Below are 20128 nucleotides of genomic sequence, written 5' to 3' on the forward strand. Positions count from 1 at the left end.
GCGTCTCCTTTCCTGGGGCTGTCGCGGTGGTGCCGGCCGGCTCCCGGTCGGCACCACCGCGACGCGACGATCGACGGCAGGTGATACGGCTTCTACGCCTCGGTCCTGCCTGACGTCGGGGCCAACGGGGTGTCCCGCTCGGGGCGGGAGGGGCTCCGGCTCCAAGGGGTGGCCCCGTCGGCGTCGGGGGTGAGCGGTGTGAACCGGGCCGGGAGCGCGGTGAGCGTCCGGTGGACAGCCCCGGGGCGGTAGGTCAGCTTGCCGGCGGGAACGGCCAGTTCGATGTCCGGCAAGTAGGTCAGCAGCCTCTCGATGGCGGCGGTGGCGATCAGTGTGGCGACGTCACGGGCGGGACACGTATGGGGCCCTGCGGCGAAGGCCAGGTGCGCCTTGTTCCCGGAGCGGTAGCCGTCCGTCGGAATGCCCGAATGGGGGCAGGTGTTGGCGGCGGCGTACGACACCATGACGGGCGAGCCTGCGAGGATGCGAGCGCCGTGGAAGGTCACGTCCTTCTTGGGGAGATGGACGCTGTAGTTGGCCAGCGGCGCGTCGTGCCACAGCGCATCATCGATGGCGTGCTGGATGGGCAGGCTCCCGGTGGTCAGGGTGCCGAAATACCGGTCGTCGCTGAGCATGCGGACGAGCGTGTTGGCAATGAGGTTGCACAGTGGCTCGTTCCCGGCCCCGAGGGTGATGAGGATCTGGTTGACGGCCTCTTCCTGGCTCAGCCCATTGGGGTGATCGATGAACCAGGAAGTCAAATCGTGACCGCGCTGTGTCGCTTTGGTCCCGTAGAGGTCTTCGAGGTAGGCGCTGAACGCCTGCCCGCCCGCTGCCTGTTTCTCCGGATCGCTGTCCATCATTGCCTCGAGCGCCCACACGAGCCGCGGGCCCTCCTCGTCCGGCATGCCGAACAGAGCATTGAAGACCATCAGGGGCAACTGCTGCGCGTACTGGCGGACGAGGTCGACCGTCCCGGTATCAGCGAATTCCTGCAGCAGCGTGTCGGCGAAGCGGAATGTCAGGGTGCGCACGTCATTGGGATCCAGGAGACCGAAGCTGTCCGTGATCACACGTCGCAGGTGCGCGTGTGCCTCGCCGTCGGCGAAGAACAGACTCGGCCGCCACTCCACCAGGGGCCGGATCGGGCTGTCCTCCGGCACCTGCGGCAGCCAGTTCCGGGTGTCCTTGGTCCACGTATCGGCGTCCTGGAGGAGGTCGAGGGCGGCCCGGTAGTCGGTGACCAGGTGGACCACGACACCGGGGGCCACCTCGGCTACGCCGACCGGTCCCTGCCTGCGCAGCAGTTCATAGCTGCGCTGCGGGTTCGCGGCGTGTTCGGCCCCGTGCAGGGACACGGGGGCTTCGGCTGGTGTGAGCGTCACGAGGCTTTGACTCCGGCAACGGATATGGAATGGGCGGTCAGTTGGGCGAGGGCGTGCAGGCCGCTGTTCTTCTCTCGTGCGTCACAGGTGACCAGTGGAGTCTCCGGGGCGAGGTCGAGCTTGGAACGGATGAGCGCCAAGTCGTACTTGGGTGAGTCAGGGAAGACATTGACAGCGACGGCGTACGGCAAACCGCGCTCCTCGATGAGTTCCATCACCTCCCAGGAGTCCTTGAGCCGCCGGGTGTCGACCAGGACGAGGGCGCCGAGTGCTCCGAACGCGATGCCTTCCCACAGCGGAAGGAAGCGGCGCTGCCCCGGAGTTCCGTACAGATACAGAACGATCTTGTCGCCCGGCAGCGTCAGACGGCCGAAGTCGATGGCGACCGTGGTGGTGGTTTTGTCGCGCAGGACATCGTGGCTGAGGTCATCGGTGGCGACCGCCGCGTTTGTCATGACCTCGTCGGTGTGCAATGTCGGAATCTGCGACAGCGACTTGACTACGGTCGTCTTGCCGATACCGAGCGGGCCTGCAACGAGGATCTTGATCCTTCGGTGTTCTCCCTCAGGCAGGTAGACGGGAGACGGGCTAGGCGGCAAGGAGAGCGTGGAGTCCACTCAGAACCTCTTCCAGGACTTCTTTCGACGGTCGGCCATCGTTCGACGCGCGGAGGGCGTCCGGAATCGGGACGGTGGCTTTTAACTGTCCGTCAGTGACAAGTTGTTCGGCGAGCACCAGAGTCACGCTGACCGGCAGACCGAGATAGCCGGCCAGTTCGACGACGCTGAGAGATCCGTCGGTGAGCAGCTCGATCACACGCTGGTGCACCGCCGTGTGGTACCTGGCCAGGGGCATGCCGCTGGCACGCAGAGCGGCCAGCGAATCGAGCGTGCCCGAGAGACCGACGCCGGGGCTGGTTCCGGTCGCGAGGTAGGCCGGCAGCAGCCGTCGCTGTTCCTGGCCGCGGCTCATGACGCCCCGTTACTGGTACGGGCGGGAACGGACATGATCTGTTCCCCGAGTTTCATTGCCTGGCGGGCCATGGTGGCCGCGACCACTCCCATGGGCATGTCCTCATCGCCCGCTGCCGCTATCAGGGTGTTGGTTCCTTCGCCGACCGGCATGACCATGTAGATGCCTCGGTCGTTGTGGGAGGTGACGGTCTTGAGCGGAGTGCTTCGAGGGGCCCCCAGAACGGCGTTGGTGGCGGCGCGGGAGGCGGAGTGCAGCGCGGCAGTCATCGCACCGATGCCGTCTGCCTCGTCCTTGGTGAGATCCTCGGAGATGGCCTGGACCATCCCGTCGAGAGTCATGGTCAGGGCATGCCGGACACCGCGGATTTCGGTGATGGGCTTCAGGACCCAGGCGTACGAGCCGGTCTGTTCGTGGGTTTCAGGCATGGTCACAGTGTTGACTCCGAATCGGTGACGGACCGGTCGCCGGTGAGGCCACTTTGGAAATCGCTCCACATGGCCCCGGTGTCTTCCGGGTTCAAGGGGCGGGGCGCTGCGGCGGACTCATCGTTGGTGGCTGTCGCTGAGAAGCGGCGGCGGCGCTGCGGCAGCGCCGCCGCGCCGCTCGGCTCGGGTGAGGGCGCGGGCGAGTCGGCAGCGGTGGGTCGCCTGTGGGCCTGTGGCGCCACGGCAGGTTGGGGAGCCATGACCGAAGGGGGCGTGGCGATTTCGTCGATCGAGGTCAGCAAGTTCTCGGGAATGGACACCACAGCGCGCACCCCGCCATAGGGAGAGGAAGTGTCGATGGAGACATGGAGGCCGTAGTCGGCGACGAGACGGCCGATGGCGGCGAAGCCCATCGACGGCGGATCGCCGAGTTCGAGGAGCATCACTTCCTGCTGTTCACCCGATATCAGACTTCGGCCGCGGGCGAGCGCTTCGGCGGTCATGCCCTTGCCGGCGTCGTCGATCGTGATGCACACACTGCCGTTGCCGGTCTGGATCAGGCCGACCTCCACCATGAGGTCGTCACGGGAGTGCTCCAGCGCGTTGGCCATCAGCTCGGCGCAGACCACAGCAACCGGCTCGGCCGCGCGGCCGACCACGCCGATGTTGGACAGGCCCAGCCGAGACACGATGTTGATGCGGTCGAAGCCGCGCAGTCGGGAGGAGGCGCCACTGACGACCTCGCTCACGTAGGTGTCCTTGCGGACGTGACCCGGCCAGCCTCCGCACACGATGGCGGATTTCTGCGTGAGGCGCAGGTTCTGCTCATTGAGGTGGTCGGACTCGAGCAGGCTCTGCGTCAGACGCGGCGGAGCGCTGAACTCGTGCTGCAGACCCACGATATTTGTCTGCAACCGGTAGGAGAGGGCCTGGGACTCCTGAGTTGCGCCACGCAGGGCCGCCCGAGCCGCGGCGTCGATGCGGCGCCTTTCCTTGAGGACGATGCCGGAAACCGTTTCGGGCACGGCGTCGAGGAGCCGGGCGGCCTCGGACCCTGCGAGGTTCTTGTGCAGGAGTCCGGGAACGGGGTGATGAGAGCTGATCAGGTGCAGTGCGAGAGCGGGAAGCCGATCGGAGACAAGGTGACGCACCTCGTCGAGAATCTCGGCTTCGCGGGTAGTGACTTCCTGCGCGCGGGACTCCGCGGTCTGCCTGTTCTGCACCTCGGTTCGGGCCCGGCCCTCGGCAGCATGCGCGCGGGAATTGGCGGCCTGCGCCTCCGCGGACAAGTCTTTGCCCCGGCGTATGTGGGTGCGGCGCGAGCGTGCCAGGAGCAGCGCCCAGACTGCTAGGAGGAGGGACAAGACGCCGAGGGCAAGGGCGATTTTTGAGGACAAGGTCACGGAGGGGGGTCCTAGGGGGTCGGTCGAGCCTTCGAAGAACGGCGCAGCGGTTCACTCCCCCGCAGGGGTGGTGAGTGCGGCCTCCGGAGAGCTGGCGTACAGGAGAACATGTGGCAATTCGTGAATAGCGCGTGGATCTACAGGGCGAAGAGGTGCCACCGCAGACACACGACTGCGACGCCGAGACAGGGGCCGGCGAATTGCCCGAGCCGGCCAAGGCTCCAGCGGCGCCATCCCATGGGCAGCATCGGCCGTCCGGCCGGCCCTCGCGCAACTCACGGCCCCGGAATCGGATGCAGGGCGGAGCCCGCTGAACACAAATGAACAGGTTCATCAGAGCTCCGTCGAGGACTGCGAACGTCGGCTACGTCGAGTGCTTCCCGCCATCGCACGCAGTCGACTCGCGGCCTTGCCACTTCCTAAAACGCGGTCAGCTTACTGGAGTTGATCTGTGCACGTGGCCCTGGTGGGCCCGCACCGTCACGAACCGGACGATCTTGACTCGCCGGGTTCTCCCAGATCGCACGGCGTGGACAATGGCGCGCTCCGCCAGCTCGCCGTATCGCCCCGTATGGGGTGATCGTCCGCGGCGGTGTCGAGGAGAGCGACACCGGCCGGGAGGCCGCGCTCCTGCGTGAGGTCCGTGAGGAGACCGCGGGTGATACGGACATCGTGTGCGTGCTTCACGGGATGGAGCACGCACACGGGGGAGAGGAGTGCTTCTGAGCGGCCAGGGGCGAGAAACGGGACTTCGGGAGTCGCCGCGGCGGTCTGGCCCCGCACGGGCCGGACCGGGCCCGGCCGCCCGTCGGCCCCAGGCACTTCGGCAGCGCCCGAGCTTCGGTATCTGCTGGAACAGCGAAGGCTTCCAGGGACGGCCCGCCGTACACCCCACCCACCCGGTCGTCGGAGAGCACCAGGGCCCCACCCCCTCGCCTTTCGGGGGTGAGGCCCTTCTCGTGTTCAGCGGGCGAATCGTCGCTGGTCGGTTCAGCCGGTGTTGTCCTGACGCCTGCGGCGCATCCACCACACCAGGGCCGCGCCGGCGGCGACGACCGCCGCGGCGATGCCGGAGATCAGCCCGACCGGGGTGTCGGAGCCGGTGTCAGCGAGGCCGCCGTGCGGGTCCGGCTCATTCGTCGGCGGATGGGCGTTCCCGCCGGTCCGGGTCGGGTCCGGGGTCGGGGTCGACGGTTCGTCACCCGGCTCGGACGGGTGGGAACCAGGCTTCGTGGGGGTGGGGGTGGGCTTGGGATCCTCGCCTTCCCCGGCCGCCGTCCTGCCGCCGCCGAGGTAGAGGGTGTCGGTGTCCCGGTAGGAGACGTCATCGGACTGGAGGGACGTCCTGGTAGTGGTGTCCAGGGTGCGGTGTTCTACGTTGAACCGGGTGCGGGAGATGTTCTGCTTGGGCTGCTTGGAGAAATCCACGCCGCCGACGCCCTGGTTGTAGATTTTGCCACCGTACTCCAGCTCGAACCACTCGATGCCCTTCTTGAGGGAGTCCATGTAACGCTTGTGGACGCTCTCGCGAGTCCAGTTCTCATTGGGGGCGCGCAGTGGCCACGCGGAGACGTCGTTGGAGTCGATGGTCTTGTGGAAGTCGGTCGGGGTCTTCGCGTCCTGCTGGCGGATGTACTCGGCGGCGACGCGGGCGGTGTAGACGGCGCGCAGGTCGGCGTAGTCGGGGTCGGTGTTGACCCGGTCCTCCACCAGAGGCATCACGTTCGTGCGGACGTTGGCCTCAATGGCGTGCTTCTGCTCGTCGGTCAGGCCCTTGCACTCGGTGGAGCCGGGTGCCTGCCACTCGACGTCCAGCCACTGGGTGGACACCTTCAGGGGTGCGTCAAGGATGTAGATTCCGCCGTCCTGCTCGCGCACCTGGGCGGGCTTGGGCTCGATCCACATGCGCACGCCGGGGAAGCAGGGCATGCCGTTCTGGCGGGGCGCGGTGTCCCAGTACCGCTTGGCGCCGGCGTGCTTGTTGGGATTGAGGGCTTCGGAGAAGTCGTGCTTCATCTCAAGGTCGGCTTCGAGCAGGACCCGGCCCGCGTCGGTCTTGCCGAACTCGGCGTCCATGACCCGGTCGGGCTCGTCCGGGTTGAGGTTGACCCAGAACTTCTCCGGAGTGAGCGCGAGCCAGGTGAACAGGGCGTCGGAGGAGAGCTGCATGCGCGCCTCGCCGCCGAAGCCGGGGTTCTCGTCCGGGTTGGGCATCTGGTCGGCACGCATGGAGTACTGCATGCCCTTGCCCTTGCCCAGGCCGCCGACGTAGCGCAGTTCCAGGGTGGTGAAGTCGACGCCGCCCGGTCCACCGCGCGGGAGGGTGCCCCGGGTGTCGAGCCGGCGGGCCTCGGCCTGGATTTTCTTGGCCTGTTCCAGGTTCTTTCCGGAGCCGTTGATCCGGTCGTTCAGCGGGCCGCGGGTGCCGCAGGTGGAGGCGGCGGTGAGCTGCATCCTGCCCTGGCCGCCCTGGCCGCCCTGGCCGCCCTGGCAGCCCGGTGCGAACCACCGCTGGTAGTCGGAGTAGCCCTTGATCGGCTTGGTCCGCGGGACGGGGTTGTAGATCCGCTGATTGCCGCGGACCTGGTTCGTCTGGCCGGGCCGCAGCCGGTTGACGTACCGGTTCAGGTTGTCGATCTTATTGCGCTGGCCTGTGGTGAACGCCTTTGCGCCGGTGAAACGGAACTTGTGATCCGGCATGAACCGGGCGATCTTCCGGTCCTTGGCGAGCTGCTTGTTCGTCAGCTCCGAGTTCGATTTGAACTCGTTGAACTCCTTGGTGCGCTGGTTGTAGGCGTCGTAGCGGCGCGTGTCGACGACATTGCCCTGTGCGTCGATGAGTTCGACGGTGACCTCGCACAGCCAGTCCGGTCCGACCAGGCGGAAGTCACGGACGAGCTGGCGTTCGAACGCCGATCCCTTGTGGTTGTTGGTCTGGTTGCGGATGAACCTGTGCTCGAACCAGTGCTCGAAACTCAGGCCCTCTTTGTTGTGGAAGTACCGGGCGTAGATCTCGAACTTGCGGTCCTCCGGGTCACCGGACTTGTCCGCGATCTTCTGCCACGCCTTGTAGTTCTTCTCCGTGTCGTTCGGGACCTTCGACAGGGCCTGCGCCCTGTCGGCGGACGTCGGCGGCCTCACCCCGTCGTACGCCTTGCCGGGCAGGTCGTAGTTGAAGTTCTTCGGGTTGCCCTTCCAGGCGGAGAAGTTCGAGCCGGTGGGGTCGTTGGGGAACCCCGAGTTCTTCGGAGTGCTCTGGTACTTGTTTCCCAGGTTCTTCACATCGCAGCGCTTCGCGCCGGGCTTGATCCTGGCCGCGACGGCGCGCGGCGCGGCGGTCGCGGTGTCGGTCTCGATGCCGGGCAGGCCGGTCACGGTGATCGCCGAGGCGATCCCGAAAGCGGCCAGAACGCGGCCTGCCAGACGCCACCGTTCGGGTATGCGCAGTGCTCTGTTCAAGTGTGATCTTCCCTCATGAGTGGGGCCTTGAGGGGATAGGGGCGGCGCGCATGGGCCCCCGTGACGTGTACACGCCGCTCTTTGATCCTAGGCCGGTCCACTGCCGCGCAAGAAGCGAATGAGTGCGTGTCGGCGTGGCAACCTGAATGAATTTGTGGTGAGTTGATGAATACTCAGCCAGTGAAGTAAAGGCTTTCCATGCGGCTGGTCGCGTGCTCGCTGTGCCGCACCCGCAGTGAGGAGGCGTCCAGATCGGCCCTTCCCCGCGGGTCCGCGTCCCCGAGGCAGGCCGTGGCGAGGGCACCCCAGTCGTTCTGGTTCGGCTCGTCGTCCAGGTCGAAGTACACCTCGAGGTCTTCGAGGGCTTCCGTGGTGATCCCGAGGATGGACATCACCGCCTGCGGGTCGCCGGTCACGACGAACGGTTCGTCGCCGGGCCAGCCGCAGGCATGGAACATGGTGCCGTCCGGCAGCCAGACGAGGTCTTCGGTGTGCTCGGCGCCGCAGTGCACCTCCACCCGGCCCACGATCCGCGCGTCGGGGAAGCGCTCGCGCAGCCGGGTGGCCTCCGCGAGCAGCGGCCTGTCGTTTCCGTCGTCCGCAAACGCCGGATCGGAGACCGACATGACGTTCCCCCACGCCCCCACCTGGACGATGTCCAGATCGGACCTCGTGGCGACCGTGACCGAGTCGCTCTGCCTACGTTGACCGAGGTCTTCGATCACGTCGTCGACCGTTTCCAGGGAGCGGGCGAACTCCTCCGCCCGGTAAGGAGCGTTGGGCGGTAGATCGCCGGCGTCCACGGTGAACGGCGGGTGGAGGACAGTCAGTTCGTGGCGGCTGCCGCTGCCCTGGGTCATGCGGTCGGCAGGCAAGGTCCAGAAGTCGGTGTCAGACATGCCTGTCACCGTAGCCGGGGCCTGGTCCGGACGTGTCCGAGCGTTACGGTCCGTGGGCCACGCTCCGCACCTGACCGGTGGGCGGCGGACGGCACATTCGAGTGGATGCTCCGGGGCCCCGGACGAAAGCGGACGCAGTGGGCGACATCGAGTGGCTGGTGTCGGTCTTCCCAGAACATGATTCCACCTCAGGAGTGCGGCGACTGAATCGCGTCGCCGGGCCGGGTTGTCCGTGTTCGCACTCGACCGGATGCTGTCAGGTGTAGGTATACGGAACCGGGGACGTGGCCGAGGCGCCGGTGGAGGTCGTCACGACCACGGCCACGGGGCCGGCTGTGGCCCTCGCCGGGGTGACCGACTGGACCTTGACGGCGGACATGACCTTGAACGAGAGCGCCGGGATGCCGCCGAAGATGACGCTGTTGACCTGGGACAGAAAGGTGCCGTTGATGTTCACGACGCGGCTTCCGGTACGCGGTCCTGAAGTTGGGCTGATGCTGGTGATCGTGGGGGCGCCCACGTAGGTGTAGGAGAGGCTGGTGGAGACGCCTCCTGGGTTGACCGCGTAGACAGGGACGCTGCGGGCGAGGGGCGATGGCGGGACGGTGACGGTGAGCTGGGTGTCCGACAGGACGGTGGCGACAGCCATGACGGTCCCGAACCACACATACTTGACACCGATGAAACGGGATCCGGTGAGGGTGAGGACGTTTCCCCCGTTCATCGATCCGAGCGATGACGAGATCTGGTTCACGACGGGCTGCCGTCGGTAGAAGTAGTGGCCGATGATCGCTGTTCCGCCGCGAGCGGTCACTGTGATCGGTACGGCTGATCTGATCGCGGAAGGGGTGATGGCGGTCAGCGTGGTGTCGCTCACCACGGCGAAGCTCTTGGCCTGCCGAATCCCGAAGAGGACGGCGGTGGTCCCGAGGAAGCCCCGGCCTTTGATGGTCACAGCCGTTCCGCCGCCACGGGTGCCGCGGTTGGGCGAGATGCTGGCCGGCCTTCTCTGGATGCTCACCGTGTTGTCGCCGTGGTCGACGACATAGACGTAGCCGCCGTCCGGTGTGGTCGCCACCTCGTGGGGCTCGACGAATCCCGGGCGCGTTTCGGTGACGTTGTTGGAACTCGGGTTGATCACCGTCACCGAGCCCGCCGCGGGCATGGTCGCGTAGACGAGCGTCCCGTCGGGGGAGACGGTCAGATGGACGGGGCTGGTCGCGACGGTGATGGTGTCGGTGACGGTGTTGGTGGCCGTGCTGATGACGCTCACCGTGTGGGCACCGGAGTTCGCCACGTACACGTGGGCCCCGTCGGGGGTGACGGCCACGCCCTGGGGCACGTTGAAGCCGGTCACGGTGGCAGCGACGGTGTTGCTGAGCGTGTTGATCACGCTCACCGTGCCGTCGGCGGAGTTGGTGACATAGGCGCGCAGTCCATCGGGACGGATCGCGATGCTCTCGGGGCTGTTCCCCACGGTGATGGTGCCGGTGACAGTGTTGGTGGCCGTGCTGATGACGCTCACCTTGTTGGTGCCGGAGTTCGCGACATACAGGCGGGCCCCGTCGGGCGTGACGGCCAGCCCGCGCGGCGCGGTGAGGCCGCCGACAGTACCGATGAGTGTGTCGGTGGCGGTGCTGACGATGCGGACGGTCCCGGAGCCGGGCTCCGTCACGTAGACGAAATGGCCGTCGGGGGTGATCGTCACGTCCCACGGGCCGGCCCCGACACCGATGGTGGTGGCGGCACCGGCGGCGGTGTCGATCACGCTCAACGTATCGGCACCCGAGTTGGTCACATAAGCGCGCAGCCCGTCGGGCCGTATGGCGATGGAGCGGGGTCCTGGCCCTACCGGGATCGTGTCCACGGCGGCCATGGCGCCGGACGGTGGACTCCCGAACTGCTGGACAGCCGACGGGCCTTTCAAGGCGGACATGCTGGCTCCTCTTGGCCGGACTCCCGGATTCGGTGAGTATCAGAGCGAGTTGAGGATTCCATGCCCTGAGATTCAATCATCTGCAGCTCATGATTCAGGAGTCGATTCCAGATGCTCCCTGGATCGTCCCATCCAGCACGGCTCGCCATAAGAAGGCATCCGGGGCACTCGGGCGCACATTTCGCCATCAGGGATTAATTCATGAAATAGTATTCACTACTGGGTCCATGATATGAGCCCTACTTCATTCGCAAACTGCCTGGTTCAATTTTCGTACAAGGGATGCCTTGCGCGAGAATCCGCCTTCACTGGTATGGCGCCGACGCCCATAGGCCCAGTTGTACTCCCGCATGCGGGGCCGCCTTTCCCGGAGAAGAAAGCACGCGGACCGAAGGAGAAGCGTCGTGGTCACACTGAACCCGAACCAGGGACCCACCTCAGGTGGTAACCAAGTCGTCATCACCGGAACGAACTTCACGGGCGCCACCAGCGTGAAGTTCGGGACCAAGTCGGCCAGTTTCGTGGTCGACAGCGCCACCCAGATCACCGCTGTCGCACCCTCGAACAATGCCTCGGTCCAGGTCACCGTCACCACGCCGGGCGGCACGACATCCCCGGTCTGGTACTACTACATTCTGTTCCCGTCCAAATCGAGCCTCAGCCAGACCGCGGGGCCGCTCGCCGGCATCCCCGTCACCCTCACCGGCTCAAATCTGACGACCGCCACATCGATGTCCTTCGGCGCCAACACCGCGGTTCCCACGGTGGTGAACGACACCACACTGAACGTCACTGTGCCGGCCGTGGCCACCCCCCAGACCGTCGGGGTCAGCGTCACGACCGTTGGCGGCACCACCAACGGGCTCACCTTCACCTACGTGGGCGCTCCGACGGTGACCGGCATGGACCCCGTCTCGGGACCGGACTACGGCGGCACCGCCTCCACCATCACCGGCACCAACCTGAGCGATGTCGTCGATGTGTCGTACGGCCCCGACTCAACCGCCTACAACATCATCGACGACTCCACCATCGTCGCCTACTCCCCGGGCGGCACGGGCACGGTGCCCGTCACCGTCACCAGCGTGGGCGGCAGCGACTCCTCCCGGTCCTTCACGTACACCGTCACCCCCGGCTGAGCCTGCCCTCTGCCCTCGCCCGGTCGGTGCTCTTCGCTCATGTGCTCGCCGGGCAGAACCGGATGCGGCAGTGCTCCACTCCGAATCCGGTGCCGTCGTCCTCCGGCAGGGCAGCTGCCTCTGCCCGGCCGGCACAGCTGACCCGGAACCGCCGGGAGCCGCCGGAGCCTGCCGGCGCGATGACGTCGTCCAGCCGGCCCGTGTGCATGGACCAGACCGCCAGTTGTCCGCTGGTGGGCCTGAGATCGATGTGGCCCTGGCCGTCCCTTGGACCTCGCGGGGCCAGGGCTGTTCGCCGGGCTTGACCTCGATCACGGTTGAGGTTGTTGGGTGGGGATGGCGGCGATCGCAGCCGTCACCTGAGCAATTCGGCACGGAGAAGGGCACGTTCATGACGAGCGACATTCTTGTGGTGGGGACGATTTCGCCGGAGACCCAGGCCGCGGTGACCGGTGTGGTGAAGGGCCTGGAGAAGGCTTTCAACGCGAAAGACCCGGTTGCGCTGGGCGAGCAGTACACCCAGCACGCCTCCTGGACCAACGCCAGGGGCACGCGTCTTGACGGCAGGGAAGCGATTGCCGAGTTCAGCGCTCCGGCGATGAAGAGCTTCCTGCGTGACTCCTTTGCCCGGTACGACGTGGTCAAGATGTTGGAGATAGCCCCCGATGTGATCGCTGTGAACGTGGTGCAGACGCCCACCGACAGCACGGGCACCCCTGTCGACGGCCCGCGGGGAGCGACGCTCTATGTGATCGCCGAGCAGGCGGACGGTTGGCACATCGCGGCCGGCCAGAACATGGCCGTCGCCCCACAGGCCGTGTGATGCCTGGCTCAGCGCTCGTTCCGTTACCTCACTCGCCGAGGCCGCGGCGGATGGCCGCGAACAACCGCGCCTCGGCCCCGGGTTCCCCCGATGTCCGGTACACAGGCACGGTCTCGGAGGTTGCCCACAACTGGTCGAGATGGTCGGCTCCTGGAAAGCAGGCGATCACCAGGGCCTCGACGACGCATGGACCACCGCCGACGTCCTGCCAGGCCTCGGCTCCCAGCGGGGCCGTACGTCACCAACCTCGGCTTCGCCGCCTGAACAACAACCCCCTGCCGCCCCGGGCTTTCGAGGCCCGGGGCGGCTAAGGATCCAGGACACTAGGAGCGGGTGGCGGTCACGCAGCTGTTGCCCGTTCCCGTCGTGCCGTTGCTCGTGTCGATCCGCTTGCTGCGGTCGTACGGATCGACGTGATGGGCCTCGTCGGCGGGCTCGTCGGCCGTGCCGAAGGGGGGCACGAAGTAGCCAGTCGGGGCGGAGCAGCCGCCGTTGGTCATGTCGAGCGCGTACGAAACGAGGGACATCGTGCCCGGTTCGGTGATGACCTCGGCCGGGTCGTCCCAGCTCATCACCACCTCGCGCCGCACGATCGTACGGACGACCTCGGCGTCCCGCCCGTCGTCGCCCGCCGGGGTGACCGGGTACACAAAGGTGACGTCCGCCGCAACCTCGACCGCCCCGTGTTTCCCCTCCCGGTACGTGAGCCGACCGCGCGTCTTGACCACGTCACCGACCGGCCGGGACTGCTCCGGTTGGAAACGGCTGAACAAAAGCAGCGGGTCGGTCTTGTCCGTGGGCGCCGTCGACGACAGGGCGGCACGGAGATACTCCTGGACGTCCTTCTGGTGCGGGTTCAGCAGTGCGATCGCCTTCGTGGGCCGCTCGCCGCGCAGCACACGGGAGTTGAGTCCCGCGTCCACCAGGAAGTCCCGGCTCTGCCGCAGTGCCCGCTCGACCTGGGCGGCGTCCATCCAGCCGGTCGCCTCGGCCGGTGGCACCGTGATCCCTGCCGCTCCGTCGGCCCAGCGGGCGGCAGGCGAACCCCGGAAGGGTTCGGCGAGGGTAGGGCGCAGATCCGGCTCGGCGCCGGGTGCCTCCCGCGGGCTTTCCGACTCGGCGGCCAACGGCGCCTCGTCCTGCCTGTCGTCGTTGCCACCGAACCAGCCGACGACCTGGTGCGGGAAGAGTGCCACGACGAGGAGGGCCACGACCGCCACCAGCCCGGCCACGTACCAGCCTGTCCTGCGCCGGGGCCGGGCCGGTGAGTACGTACGCCAGCCTTCCGGCTGCCCGGAGCTCTCCCGCAGCCGTCGTTCCACCTCACGGGCGCGTGCCGACGGCTCCACGGGGGCCCCGGCCGCACCCGCCACCGATTCACGGAGGAACCGCTCCCACTCTTCCTCGGACACGGACGACCCGTCGGACGCCCCGTCCTGCCCCCCAGCCGCGCTCACATCGCACTCCCGTTCCCGCTCGATTGCTCGATGCCAGATGGCTCGATCGCTCGACCGTCTGATCAGTTGACTGTGCACCGGTCCGTCGAGAGCCGCCCGTATGATCGCATGAGCAAGCCGCCAACCTGCCGGGACGGTGGGTGAAGTGTCAGGTCGCCGCTCTGTCCGCCGGTATGGGCGTGGACGCGATATTCGACGACAGGGCCCAGTGCCGCATCAGGCGACGTTCGCCCTGGCCCGCGGCGGCCGCTCGCGTGCCCGTCGGCTCAGGCAAGCCGAACCGCTTCCCGGATCTGCCTGAGTGCCGCGGTGAGTACGTCGATGTCTGGTGTGGCCAGTGCAAGCCGTATCGCGTTGGGTGCGTGCCGTGTTGCTGCGAAGACTTCGGCTGTGGAGACGAGGATCCCGTTTTCGGCGAGACGGTGGGCGACGATGTCGCTCCTGAGCTCGTCGGGCAGGGGCAGCCAGCCCCAGTAGGAGCCGGGGTGGCTCATGAGACCGAGGTCCGCGAGCTCTCGGCGAGCGATGGCCTGGCGCCGGCGGGCGTCCTCACGTCGCGTTCTCTCCATGCGGGCGACGGTTCCGTCGCCCAGCCATCGCGTCGTGAGGGCGGTGACGATGCCGGGCACTCCCCAGCTGGATGCCCGAAGCGCCCGGGTGACAGTGGACAGGTGCTGTCGCGGTGCGACGATGTGTCCGGCGCGCAGTCCGGTGGAGAGGTTCTTCGACAGGCTGCCGATGTAGAAGGTGCGCTCCGGGGCCAGGGCATGGAGAGGCGGTGGCGCGTCCGGGACGAGGAAGCTGTAGGTGCCGTCCTCGACGAGGACACAGTCGTACCGACGGGCGATTTCGACGATCCGGTTCCGGGCCGCGGTATCGAGTGTGAAACCGAGGGGGTTGTGCAGGTCCGGCATCACATAGATCGCCGAGACCGGGCGCTCTCGGCAGAGCGCCTCAAGTCCGTCGGGGTCGCTGCCGACGGGACCGCAGGGGAGCGGGGCGAGCTCGATACGGCGGATTCCGGCGAGGAGCTTCACGCCGGGATACGTCAATGCGTCGACGGCCACGACTTCGCCGGGCGAGGCAATGCTGCTCAGGACAGTGTCGAGGGCGTGCTGGGCCCCGCCCGTCAGGAGCACCTGCGCAGGGGGGACGTCGATTCCACGGTCCAGCAGGTACGTGGCCACGGCCGCCCGGTCGGCACCGCGTCCGCCCGGTGGCTGCTGGGAGAGAAGCGCGCCCAGGTCGCCCTCAGTCGCGAGCTCACGCAGGGCGTGACGGAGCTGATCGCTCTGGTCCGGTGCGAGTGGCTGGTTGAACGAGAGGTCGGCCAGCCGGGCCCCGGCGGGCAGGCGGCGGGGGTCGGTGCCGCCGAAGCCACTGATGTCACGGACGTAGGTACCTCTGCCCGCCTCGCCCACCACGAGGCCGGCAGCCGCCAGCTCCCGGTAGACCTTCGTGGCCGTCGCCAGTGCGATGCCGCGCTCCCGTGCGAGATCCCGATGAGTGGGCAGCCGAGTGCCCGCCGGGACGGTCCCGGCGCGGATGGCGGTGGCGATCTCGTCCGCGATGGACCGGAAACGTTCGACCCGCACCGTCACCATCCCTGTAGCTAGGACAATTCCTTGATTGCATCACTCTACGGTCCGTACCGTCCGGAACATCCGTCGAGAGCCAACGAGAATCGAGGAGTTGCGCCCGTGCCCGGATCCGACGCCGCACTGCCGGTGCTGGCATACCTGCGCCGTAAACTCACGGGGACGCTGCGGCCGGAAGACCGGACCCACATGCGGTACCCGACACCCATCTCCGAGCTGCTCGGCTTCCACATCGTCGATGTCGGCGAGGGGACTGCGTCGGTTCGTGTCGAGGTGGACGCGGTCTTGCACGGCAACCAACAGGGCACGGTGCACGGCGGATTCCTGGTCGAGCTCGCCGACGCGGCGATCGGGACGGCCCACTCGACCCTCATGAGGATCGGTGAGTCGTTCACCAGCATCGACATCCGCGCCGCGTTCCTGCGCCCGGTGTGGTCGGGCGGCCTTGTCGCGACTGCCCGGCCCGCACACTCCGGACGGACGATCACACACTACGTTTGCGACATCGTTCGAGCCGATGGCAAGCCCGTCGCGACGGTGACCAGCACGGTCATGACGCTGCGTGGCGAAAGCGCGGCGGGACGCTGATCAGCGGCCCGCCCTGTCGCTGCCCGAGGCTGAAGATCAAGCTAATTCCTCCCCCTCAGTCCGTCCAGCACCAGGTCCGTCAAGCGCTCCGGCAGGTCCGGCTCGATCGGGTGGTGGCCGAGCAGAGAGCGGGTCTGTAGCGGGGAGCAGAGCAGTTCCAGCGCCAGGGCCGCGTCCGTGTCCGCCGGGAGCTCCCCGCGTTCGACGGCACGGCTGACGATGGCGCCGGCCTGATCGAGGCGGGACTGCCAGAAGGTCTGCCAAGCCTCGGCGAGGTCCGGGTCGTCGGAGCTGAGCGAGGCTGCCCGGGCAACTGAGCGGCCGGTCGGGGTGGCCAGGTACTCGGCCAGCGCGTGGGCGAACGCGGCCAGGTCGGTGCGGACGGCTCCGGTGTCGGGGACGGGGATGCCCTCGTCACTGCCGGCCAGCATGGCGTCCAGCACGAGCTTCTCCCGACTGCCCCAACGCCGGTACACCGTTGTCTCGTTGACCCCGGCACGGGCCGCGACCCCGGCGATGCTGAGCCGCGCGATGCCTTCCTCGGTCAGCACCTCCATGGTGGCCGCCAGAACGGCCTGGCGGACGCGCGCGGCGCGGCCACCAGGGCGGCGGCGGATCGGCTCCGGTTCTTCCTCGGTCATGTGTCGATCACCTCGATCACCACCTTAACGCAGGAGTACTTGCAATAAGTGCCGCCCGGGCGCATAGTCGCTAATGCAAGAGTTCCGGCTTTAAGTGCAGCAGGAGGCATCGCCATGTCCTTCACCTGGCCCCTGGACCCGCAGGACCTGTTCGTCGAGCGCTACCCGCAGATGACCCTCGGCCTCCCCGCCGATGAGGTGGACGCGGTCCGCGCCGCCATCACCGAGATGTGGCCCGACCGGCCCGGCAGCTGGGTGTACGAGTGGTCCGCCCTCGCCGCCCGGTACGCCGAGGCCGGGCGCCACCGCCTGGCCGCGCAGGCGTACGGCTGGGCCAAGTTCCCCTCGCTGGCCGACGACCCGAAGCGCACCGCGCTCGCCCGCCAGGTCGAGCAGTACGCCCTCGCCGCCCCCGGCTTCCCGGTGGAGTTCGAGCGCCGCATGCTCACCGTCCCGTACCGCGGCGGCGAGGCCACCCTGCCGATCCACCTGATAGCCGCCCCCGGCCTGCCCGCAGACGCGCCGATCGTGCTGGCCAGCGGCGGGGTGGATTCCTGGAAGACCGACCTGCACGGCATGTGGGAGCAGCTCGCGCTCGCGCTGCCGGCACGGTTGCTGCTGTTCGACATCGTCGGCACCGGCGAGACCGCCCACCTGCCGATGACCCCGGACGGCGGGGCCGAGGTGATCGCGGGACTGGTCGCCTTCGCCCGCACGATCGGCAACGGGAAGGTCGGTCACTTCGGCATCTCGATGGGCGGTTACTACTCTGCCCGGACCGGACTGACCGGGGCGGTGGACGCCTCTGTGGTGCTCGGCGGCCCGGTGGAGCGCTCCTTCGCTCCGGGCCGCGGCTTCGCCTTCGGCATGGACGGCATCGTCGGCAACGCCCTGGGCTTCGACGCCATGCCGAGCACGGCCGAGCGCGAGGAGGCCTTCGCGGCCTTCGACCTGCGCCCGCTGCTGGATCAGAATGCCAACGGGCCGATGCTGGTGGTCAACGGCACCGACGACGTCCACGTCCCACTGGACGACACCCTGGTGTTCGAGGGCCGCCGGGACACCCGGGTCGAACTGATCCCGGACACCGGCCACTGCGCCATCTCACGCTTCGGCGAGGCGATGGCCGTGATCGCCCCTTGGCTGAAGGACACCCTGATCGGCTGATCCGACAGTCCTGTCGCGACACGAAGCCGAACTCCACGTCTACCCAGGGGGAATCCACGCCGGCGAGCTACTCGCCCCCGACGCCGAACTCAGCGCCCGCATCACCAACTACCGCATGACCGCACTCAACCGGGCCCTGCATTCCTCCCGCTCACCGGGCGGACCTCGATAGCCCGACCAACACGGGCTGCACCGCGCCCCGTGCGGGAGCCGACGGCACGCTGCGCGGTGCGATCGCCGGCAGCGAGGCACGGCCTCCACCGCATGGCCCAGGCCACCACCCCGATGCACAACCTCGCTCTGGCCGAATGAGCCCACAGGCCCCCCGCCCGCAGCTCGCACCCCGTCCCGGGCTGCCCGGATCACGGCCTTCTGCGACACTCCGCCGGCAACTCGACCCGCACGAGGAGGCCGCCGGCCTCCCGAGCTCGCACCGTCACGGTGCCGTGGTGGCCGCGTGCGACGGACCGGACGATCGCCAGACCCAGACCGTGGCCGCTGCGGTCGCTGGCCACGCGGGGGCGGGCCCGGTAGAAGGGCTCGAAAAGGCGGTCCACCACCTCGGGGTCGACCGTCGGGCCAGTGTTGACGATCTCCACGACGATCGCGTCGTCCACGCGGTCGACGCGTACATCGACCGTCCCGCCCGGCACGTTGTGCGTACAGCCGTTGTTCAGGAGGTTCACCACAAGCTGCCGCAAGAGCGTCTCGCTGCCCATGACACCGCAGGGTTCGAGGGTGTCGATCGCGACGGTCATCGTCACGTCGTCAGCCCCGGCCCGCTGCTCGGCGACGGCCTGTTCCGTCAGTTCGGCCATGTCCACCGGCTCGGTGTCGTGGGTCTCTTGCGCCGCCGCGAGCCGCAGCAACTCCTGAACGACCCGGATGTTGCGCTCGTTGGTCTCGCGCAGCATCGGGAGCAGCTCGGCGAACTCCTCCTTCGACGTGTCGCCGTCGGCCATCTGCAGAATCGCGCGGGTCGTCGCGAGCGGTGTCAGGAGCTCATGCGAGGCGTTCGCGGCGAACCGCTGATGTGCCGCGAACGACTCCTCCAGGCGCCCCAGCGTCGTGTCGAAGGTGTCGGCGAGCTGCTTCAGTTCGTCCTTGGGCCCTTGGGCGTTGATCCGATATGCCAGGTCGCCCTCGCCGGCCTTGGCCGCCGCCTGACTGATGGTGTGCAGCGGCGCGAGCAGCCGTCGGGACAGGAGCCAGCCTGCGCTCAGGCCGATGCCGAGGACCACGACCACGCCGCCGATGGCCAGGGCGAGGACCGTCGCCCACACATCCTCCTTGTCGCGGATCAGGCCGGAGGCATCGATCGTGTCGCCCCGCTTCGGTGGCGGATCCTGGATGTGCGGCTCGTGTTCCGGCGCGACGTGGGTCGGGCCGGCCTCCTCCTGCGGTACGACGATCGGCGTTGTGAAGTCGTATGTCGGCAGATAGCGGATCCCGGTGTAGATGATGGCCACCATCATCGCCGAGCAGGCCGCGAGCGCGGCGCCGAAGCCGAGGAAGAGCCGGGTGTGGATGCTCAGCGTGCGCGGCCTGTACACGCGGCCCCGACGCCGCCTCACTTCGCGCCCAGGTAGTAGCCCGCGCTGATCGCGGTGTGCACGAGCTGCGGTTCGCCGAGCTTCTTGCGCAGCGTATGCACCACGAGCCGGACGGCGTTCGTGAGCGGATCGGCGTGCGCGTCCCATGCCTTGTCGAGCAGGTACTCCGCGCTCAGGACCCCGCCGTCGGCGCGCATCAGCAGCTCCAGGACGGCCCTTTCCTTCGGCGTGAGTCTGATTTCCGCACCGCCGCGTACCACCCGGCGTCGGTGCGTGTCGAAGGTCAGGTCGGCGAACGTCAGGACCGGGGAATGCGCCATGGGACTGCGCCGATACAAGGCCCGCAGTCGTGCGACCAGTTCGGGGAAGTCGAAGGGCTTGGCGAGGTAGTCGTCCGCGCCGAGGCCCAGGCCTTCCACTTTGTCACCGAGCCGCCCGGCAGCCGTGAGCATCAGCACGCGGCAGCCCATGCCCATCTCGACGATGCGCCGGCACACCTCGTCGCCATGCACACCCGGCAGGTCACGATCCAGGACCACGGCGTCGTAGTCGTACACCGTGACCCGCTCCAAGGCCGTCGTCCCGTCGTGGACGACGTCGACGGCGATGGCCTCGCGGCGCAGCCCGAGCTCCAGGACGCGCGCCATGTACTGCTCGTCCTCGACCACCAGAACCCGCAC

The 20128-nt window shown here is 67.9% G+C and carries 17 protein-coding genes; 4 read left to right on the plus strand and 13 right to left on the minus strand.

Annotated features, from left to right (window positions below):
- Nucleotides 1–92: 92 nt before the first annotated feature.
- From IE107_RS29885 to IE107_RS29925, 8 genes are all read right to left on the minus strand, one after another.
- On the minus strand, nt 93–1385 hold the full coding sequence (locus IE107_RS29885; protein WP_189547482.1) for a cytochrome P450 family protein: 1293 nt from the start codon (nt 1383–1385) through the stop codon (nt 93–95).
- Nucleotides 1382–2002, minus strand: a complete 621-nt coding sequence (locus IE107_RS29890; RefSeq protein WP_373302527.1) for a GTP-binding protein — start codon at nt 2000–2002, stop codon at nt 1382–1384. The genes IE107_RS29885 and IE107_RS29890 overlap by 4 nt, the downstream gene beginning before the upstream one ends.
- Nucleotides 1974–2357, minus strand: a complete 384-nt coding sequence (locus tag IE107_RS29895) for a DUF742 domain-containing protein (protein WP_189547483.1) — start codon at nt 2355–2357, stop codon at nt 1974–1976. Before IE107_RS29895 ends, IE107_RS29890 begins: the two co-directional genes overlap by 29 nt.
- Complete coding sequence (locus IE107_RS29900; protein WP_189547484.1) at nt 2354–2785, minus strand: roadblock/LC7 domain-containing protein; 432 nt, start codon at nt 2783–2785, stop codon at nt 2354–2356. The genes IE107_RS29895 and IE107_RS29900 overlap by 4 nt, the downstream gene beginning before the upstream one ends.
- 2 nt (nt 2786–2787) lie before the next feature.
- Nucleotides 2788–4188: an ATP-binding protein gene (locus IE107_RS29905; RefSeq protein ID WP_189547485.1), complete on the minus strand. Its 1401-nt coding sequence runs from the start codon at nt 4186–4188 to the stop codon at nt 2788–2790.
- Nucleotides 4189–5178: 990 nt separating this feature from the next.
- Nucleotides 5179–7647, minus strand: coding sequence for a hypothetical protein (locus IE107_RS29915; protein ID WP_189547486.1), 2469 nt, complete (start codon nt 7645–7647; stop codon nt 5179–5181).
- 173 nt (nt 7648–7820) lie between these two features.
- Nucleotides 7821–8546 (minus strand): DUF6333 family protein, encoded by a 726-nt coding sequence (locus tag IE107_RS29920; RefSeq protein WP_189547487.1) that lies wholly within the window; start codon nt 8544–8546, stop codon nt 7821–7823.
- A gap of 256 nt (nt 8547–8802) precedes the next feature.
- Nucleotides 8803–10482 carry an IPT/TIG domain-containing protein gene (locus tag IE107_RS29925; RefSeq protein ID WP_189547488.1) on the minus strand — a complete coding sequence of 560 codons (1680 nt, stop codon included), beginning with the start codon at nt 10480–10482 and terminating at the stop codon, nt 8803–8805.
- 404 nt (nt 10483–10886) lie between these two features.
- On the opposite strand from IE107_RS29925, the gene IE107_RS29930 reads away from it, so the two are divergent.
- Together IE107_RS29930 and IE107_RS29935 are read left to right on the plus strand one after the other, a co-directional pair.
- Complete coding sequence (locus IE107_RS29930) at nt 10887–11621, plus strand: IPT/TIG domain-containing protein (protein ID WP_229867349.1); 735 nt, start codon at nt 10887–10889, stop codon at nt 11619–11621.
- A 391-nt stretch (nt 11622–12012) separates the two neighbouring features.
- On the plus strand, nt 12013–12444 hold the full coding sequence (locus IE107_RS29935; protein ID WP_189547490.1) for an SgcJ/EcaC family oxidoreductase: 432 nt from the start codon (nt 12013–12015) through the stop codon (nt 12442–12444).
- A 323-nt stretch (nt 12445–12767) separates the two neighbouring features.
- Here the strand turns inward: IE107_RS29935 and IE107_RS29940 are convergent, their stop codons facing one another.
- Together IE107_RS29940 and IE107_RS29945 are read right to left on the minus strand one after the other, a co-directional pair.
- Nucleotides 12768–13856, minus strand: a complete 1089-nt coding sequence (locus IE107_RS29940; protein WP_189547491.1) for a hypothetical protein — start codon at nt 13854–13856, stop codon at nt 12768–12770.
- Between the two features lie 311 nt (nt 13857–14167).
- On the minus strand, nt 14168–15496 hold the full coding sequence (locus tag IE107_RS29945) for an aminotransferase-like domain-containing protein (protein ID WP_189547492.1): 1329 nt from the start codon (nt 15494–15496) through the stop codon (nt 14168–14170).
- 105 nt (nt 15497–15601) lie between these two features.
- Between IE107_RS29945 and IE107_RS29950 the strand changes: the two genes are divergently transcribed.
- Nucleotides 15602–16087, plus strand: a complete 486-nt coding sequence (locus tag IE107_RS29950; RefSeq protein WP_229867350.1) for a PaaI family thioesterase — start codon at nt 15602–15604, stop codon at nt 16085–16087.
- A gap of 41 nt (nt 16088–16128) precedes the next feature.
- Here IE107_RS29950 and IE107_RS29955 read toward each other — a convergent pair whose 3' ends face one another.
- A complete protein-coding gene (locus IE107_RS29955) occupies nt 16129–16728 on the minus strand; it encodes a TetR/AcrR family transcriptional regulator (protein WP_189547493.1) in 600 nt (199 codons plus the stop codon).
- A 114-nt stretch (nt 16729–16842) separates the two neighbouring features.
- Between IE107_RS29955 and IE107_RS29960 the strand changes: the two genes are divergently transcribed.
- Nucleotides 16843–17895, plus strand: a complete 1053-nt coding sequence (locus tag IE107_RS29960) for an alpha/beta hydrolase (RefSeq protein ID WP_189547494.1) — start codon at nt 16843–16845, stop codon at nt 17893–17895.
- 362 nt (nt 17896–18257) lie between these two features.
- On the opposite strand, the gene IE107_RS29965 is transcribed toward IE107_RS29960, so the two are convergent.
- Together IE107_RS29965 and IE107_RS29970 are read right to left on the minus strand one after the other, a co-directional pair.
- The gene (locus tag IE107_RS29965) at nt 18258–19448 is read right to left on the minus strand and encodes a sensor histidine kinase (RefSeq protein WP_229867351.1); all 1191 of its coding nucleotides are present in this window, start codon (nt 19446–19448) and stop codon (nt 18258–18260) included.
- 17 nt (nt 19449–19465) lie between these two features.
- A complete protein-coding gene (locus tag IE107_RS29970) occupies nt 19466–20128 on the minus strand; it encodes a response regulator transcription factor (RefSeq protein WP_189547496.1) in 663 nt (220 codons plus the stop codon).

Source organism: Streptomyces gelaticus, assembly GCF_014649535.1.
Lineage (GTDB): Bacteria > Actinomycetota > Actinomycetes > Streptomycetales > Streptomycetaceae > Streptomyces > Streptomyces gelaticus.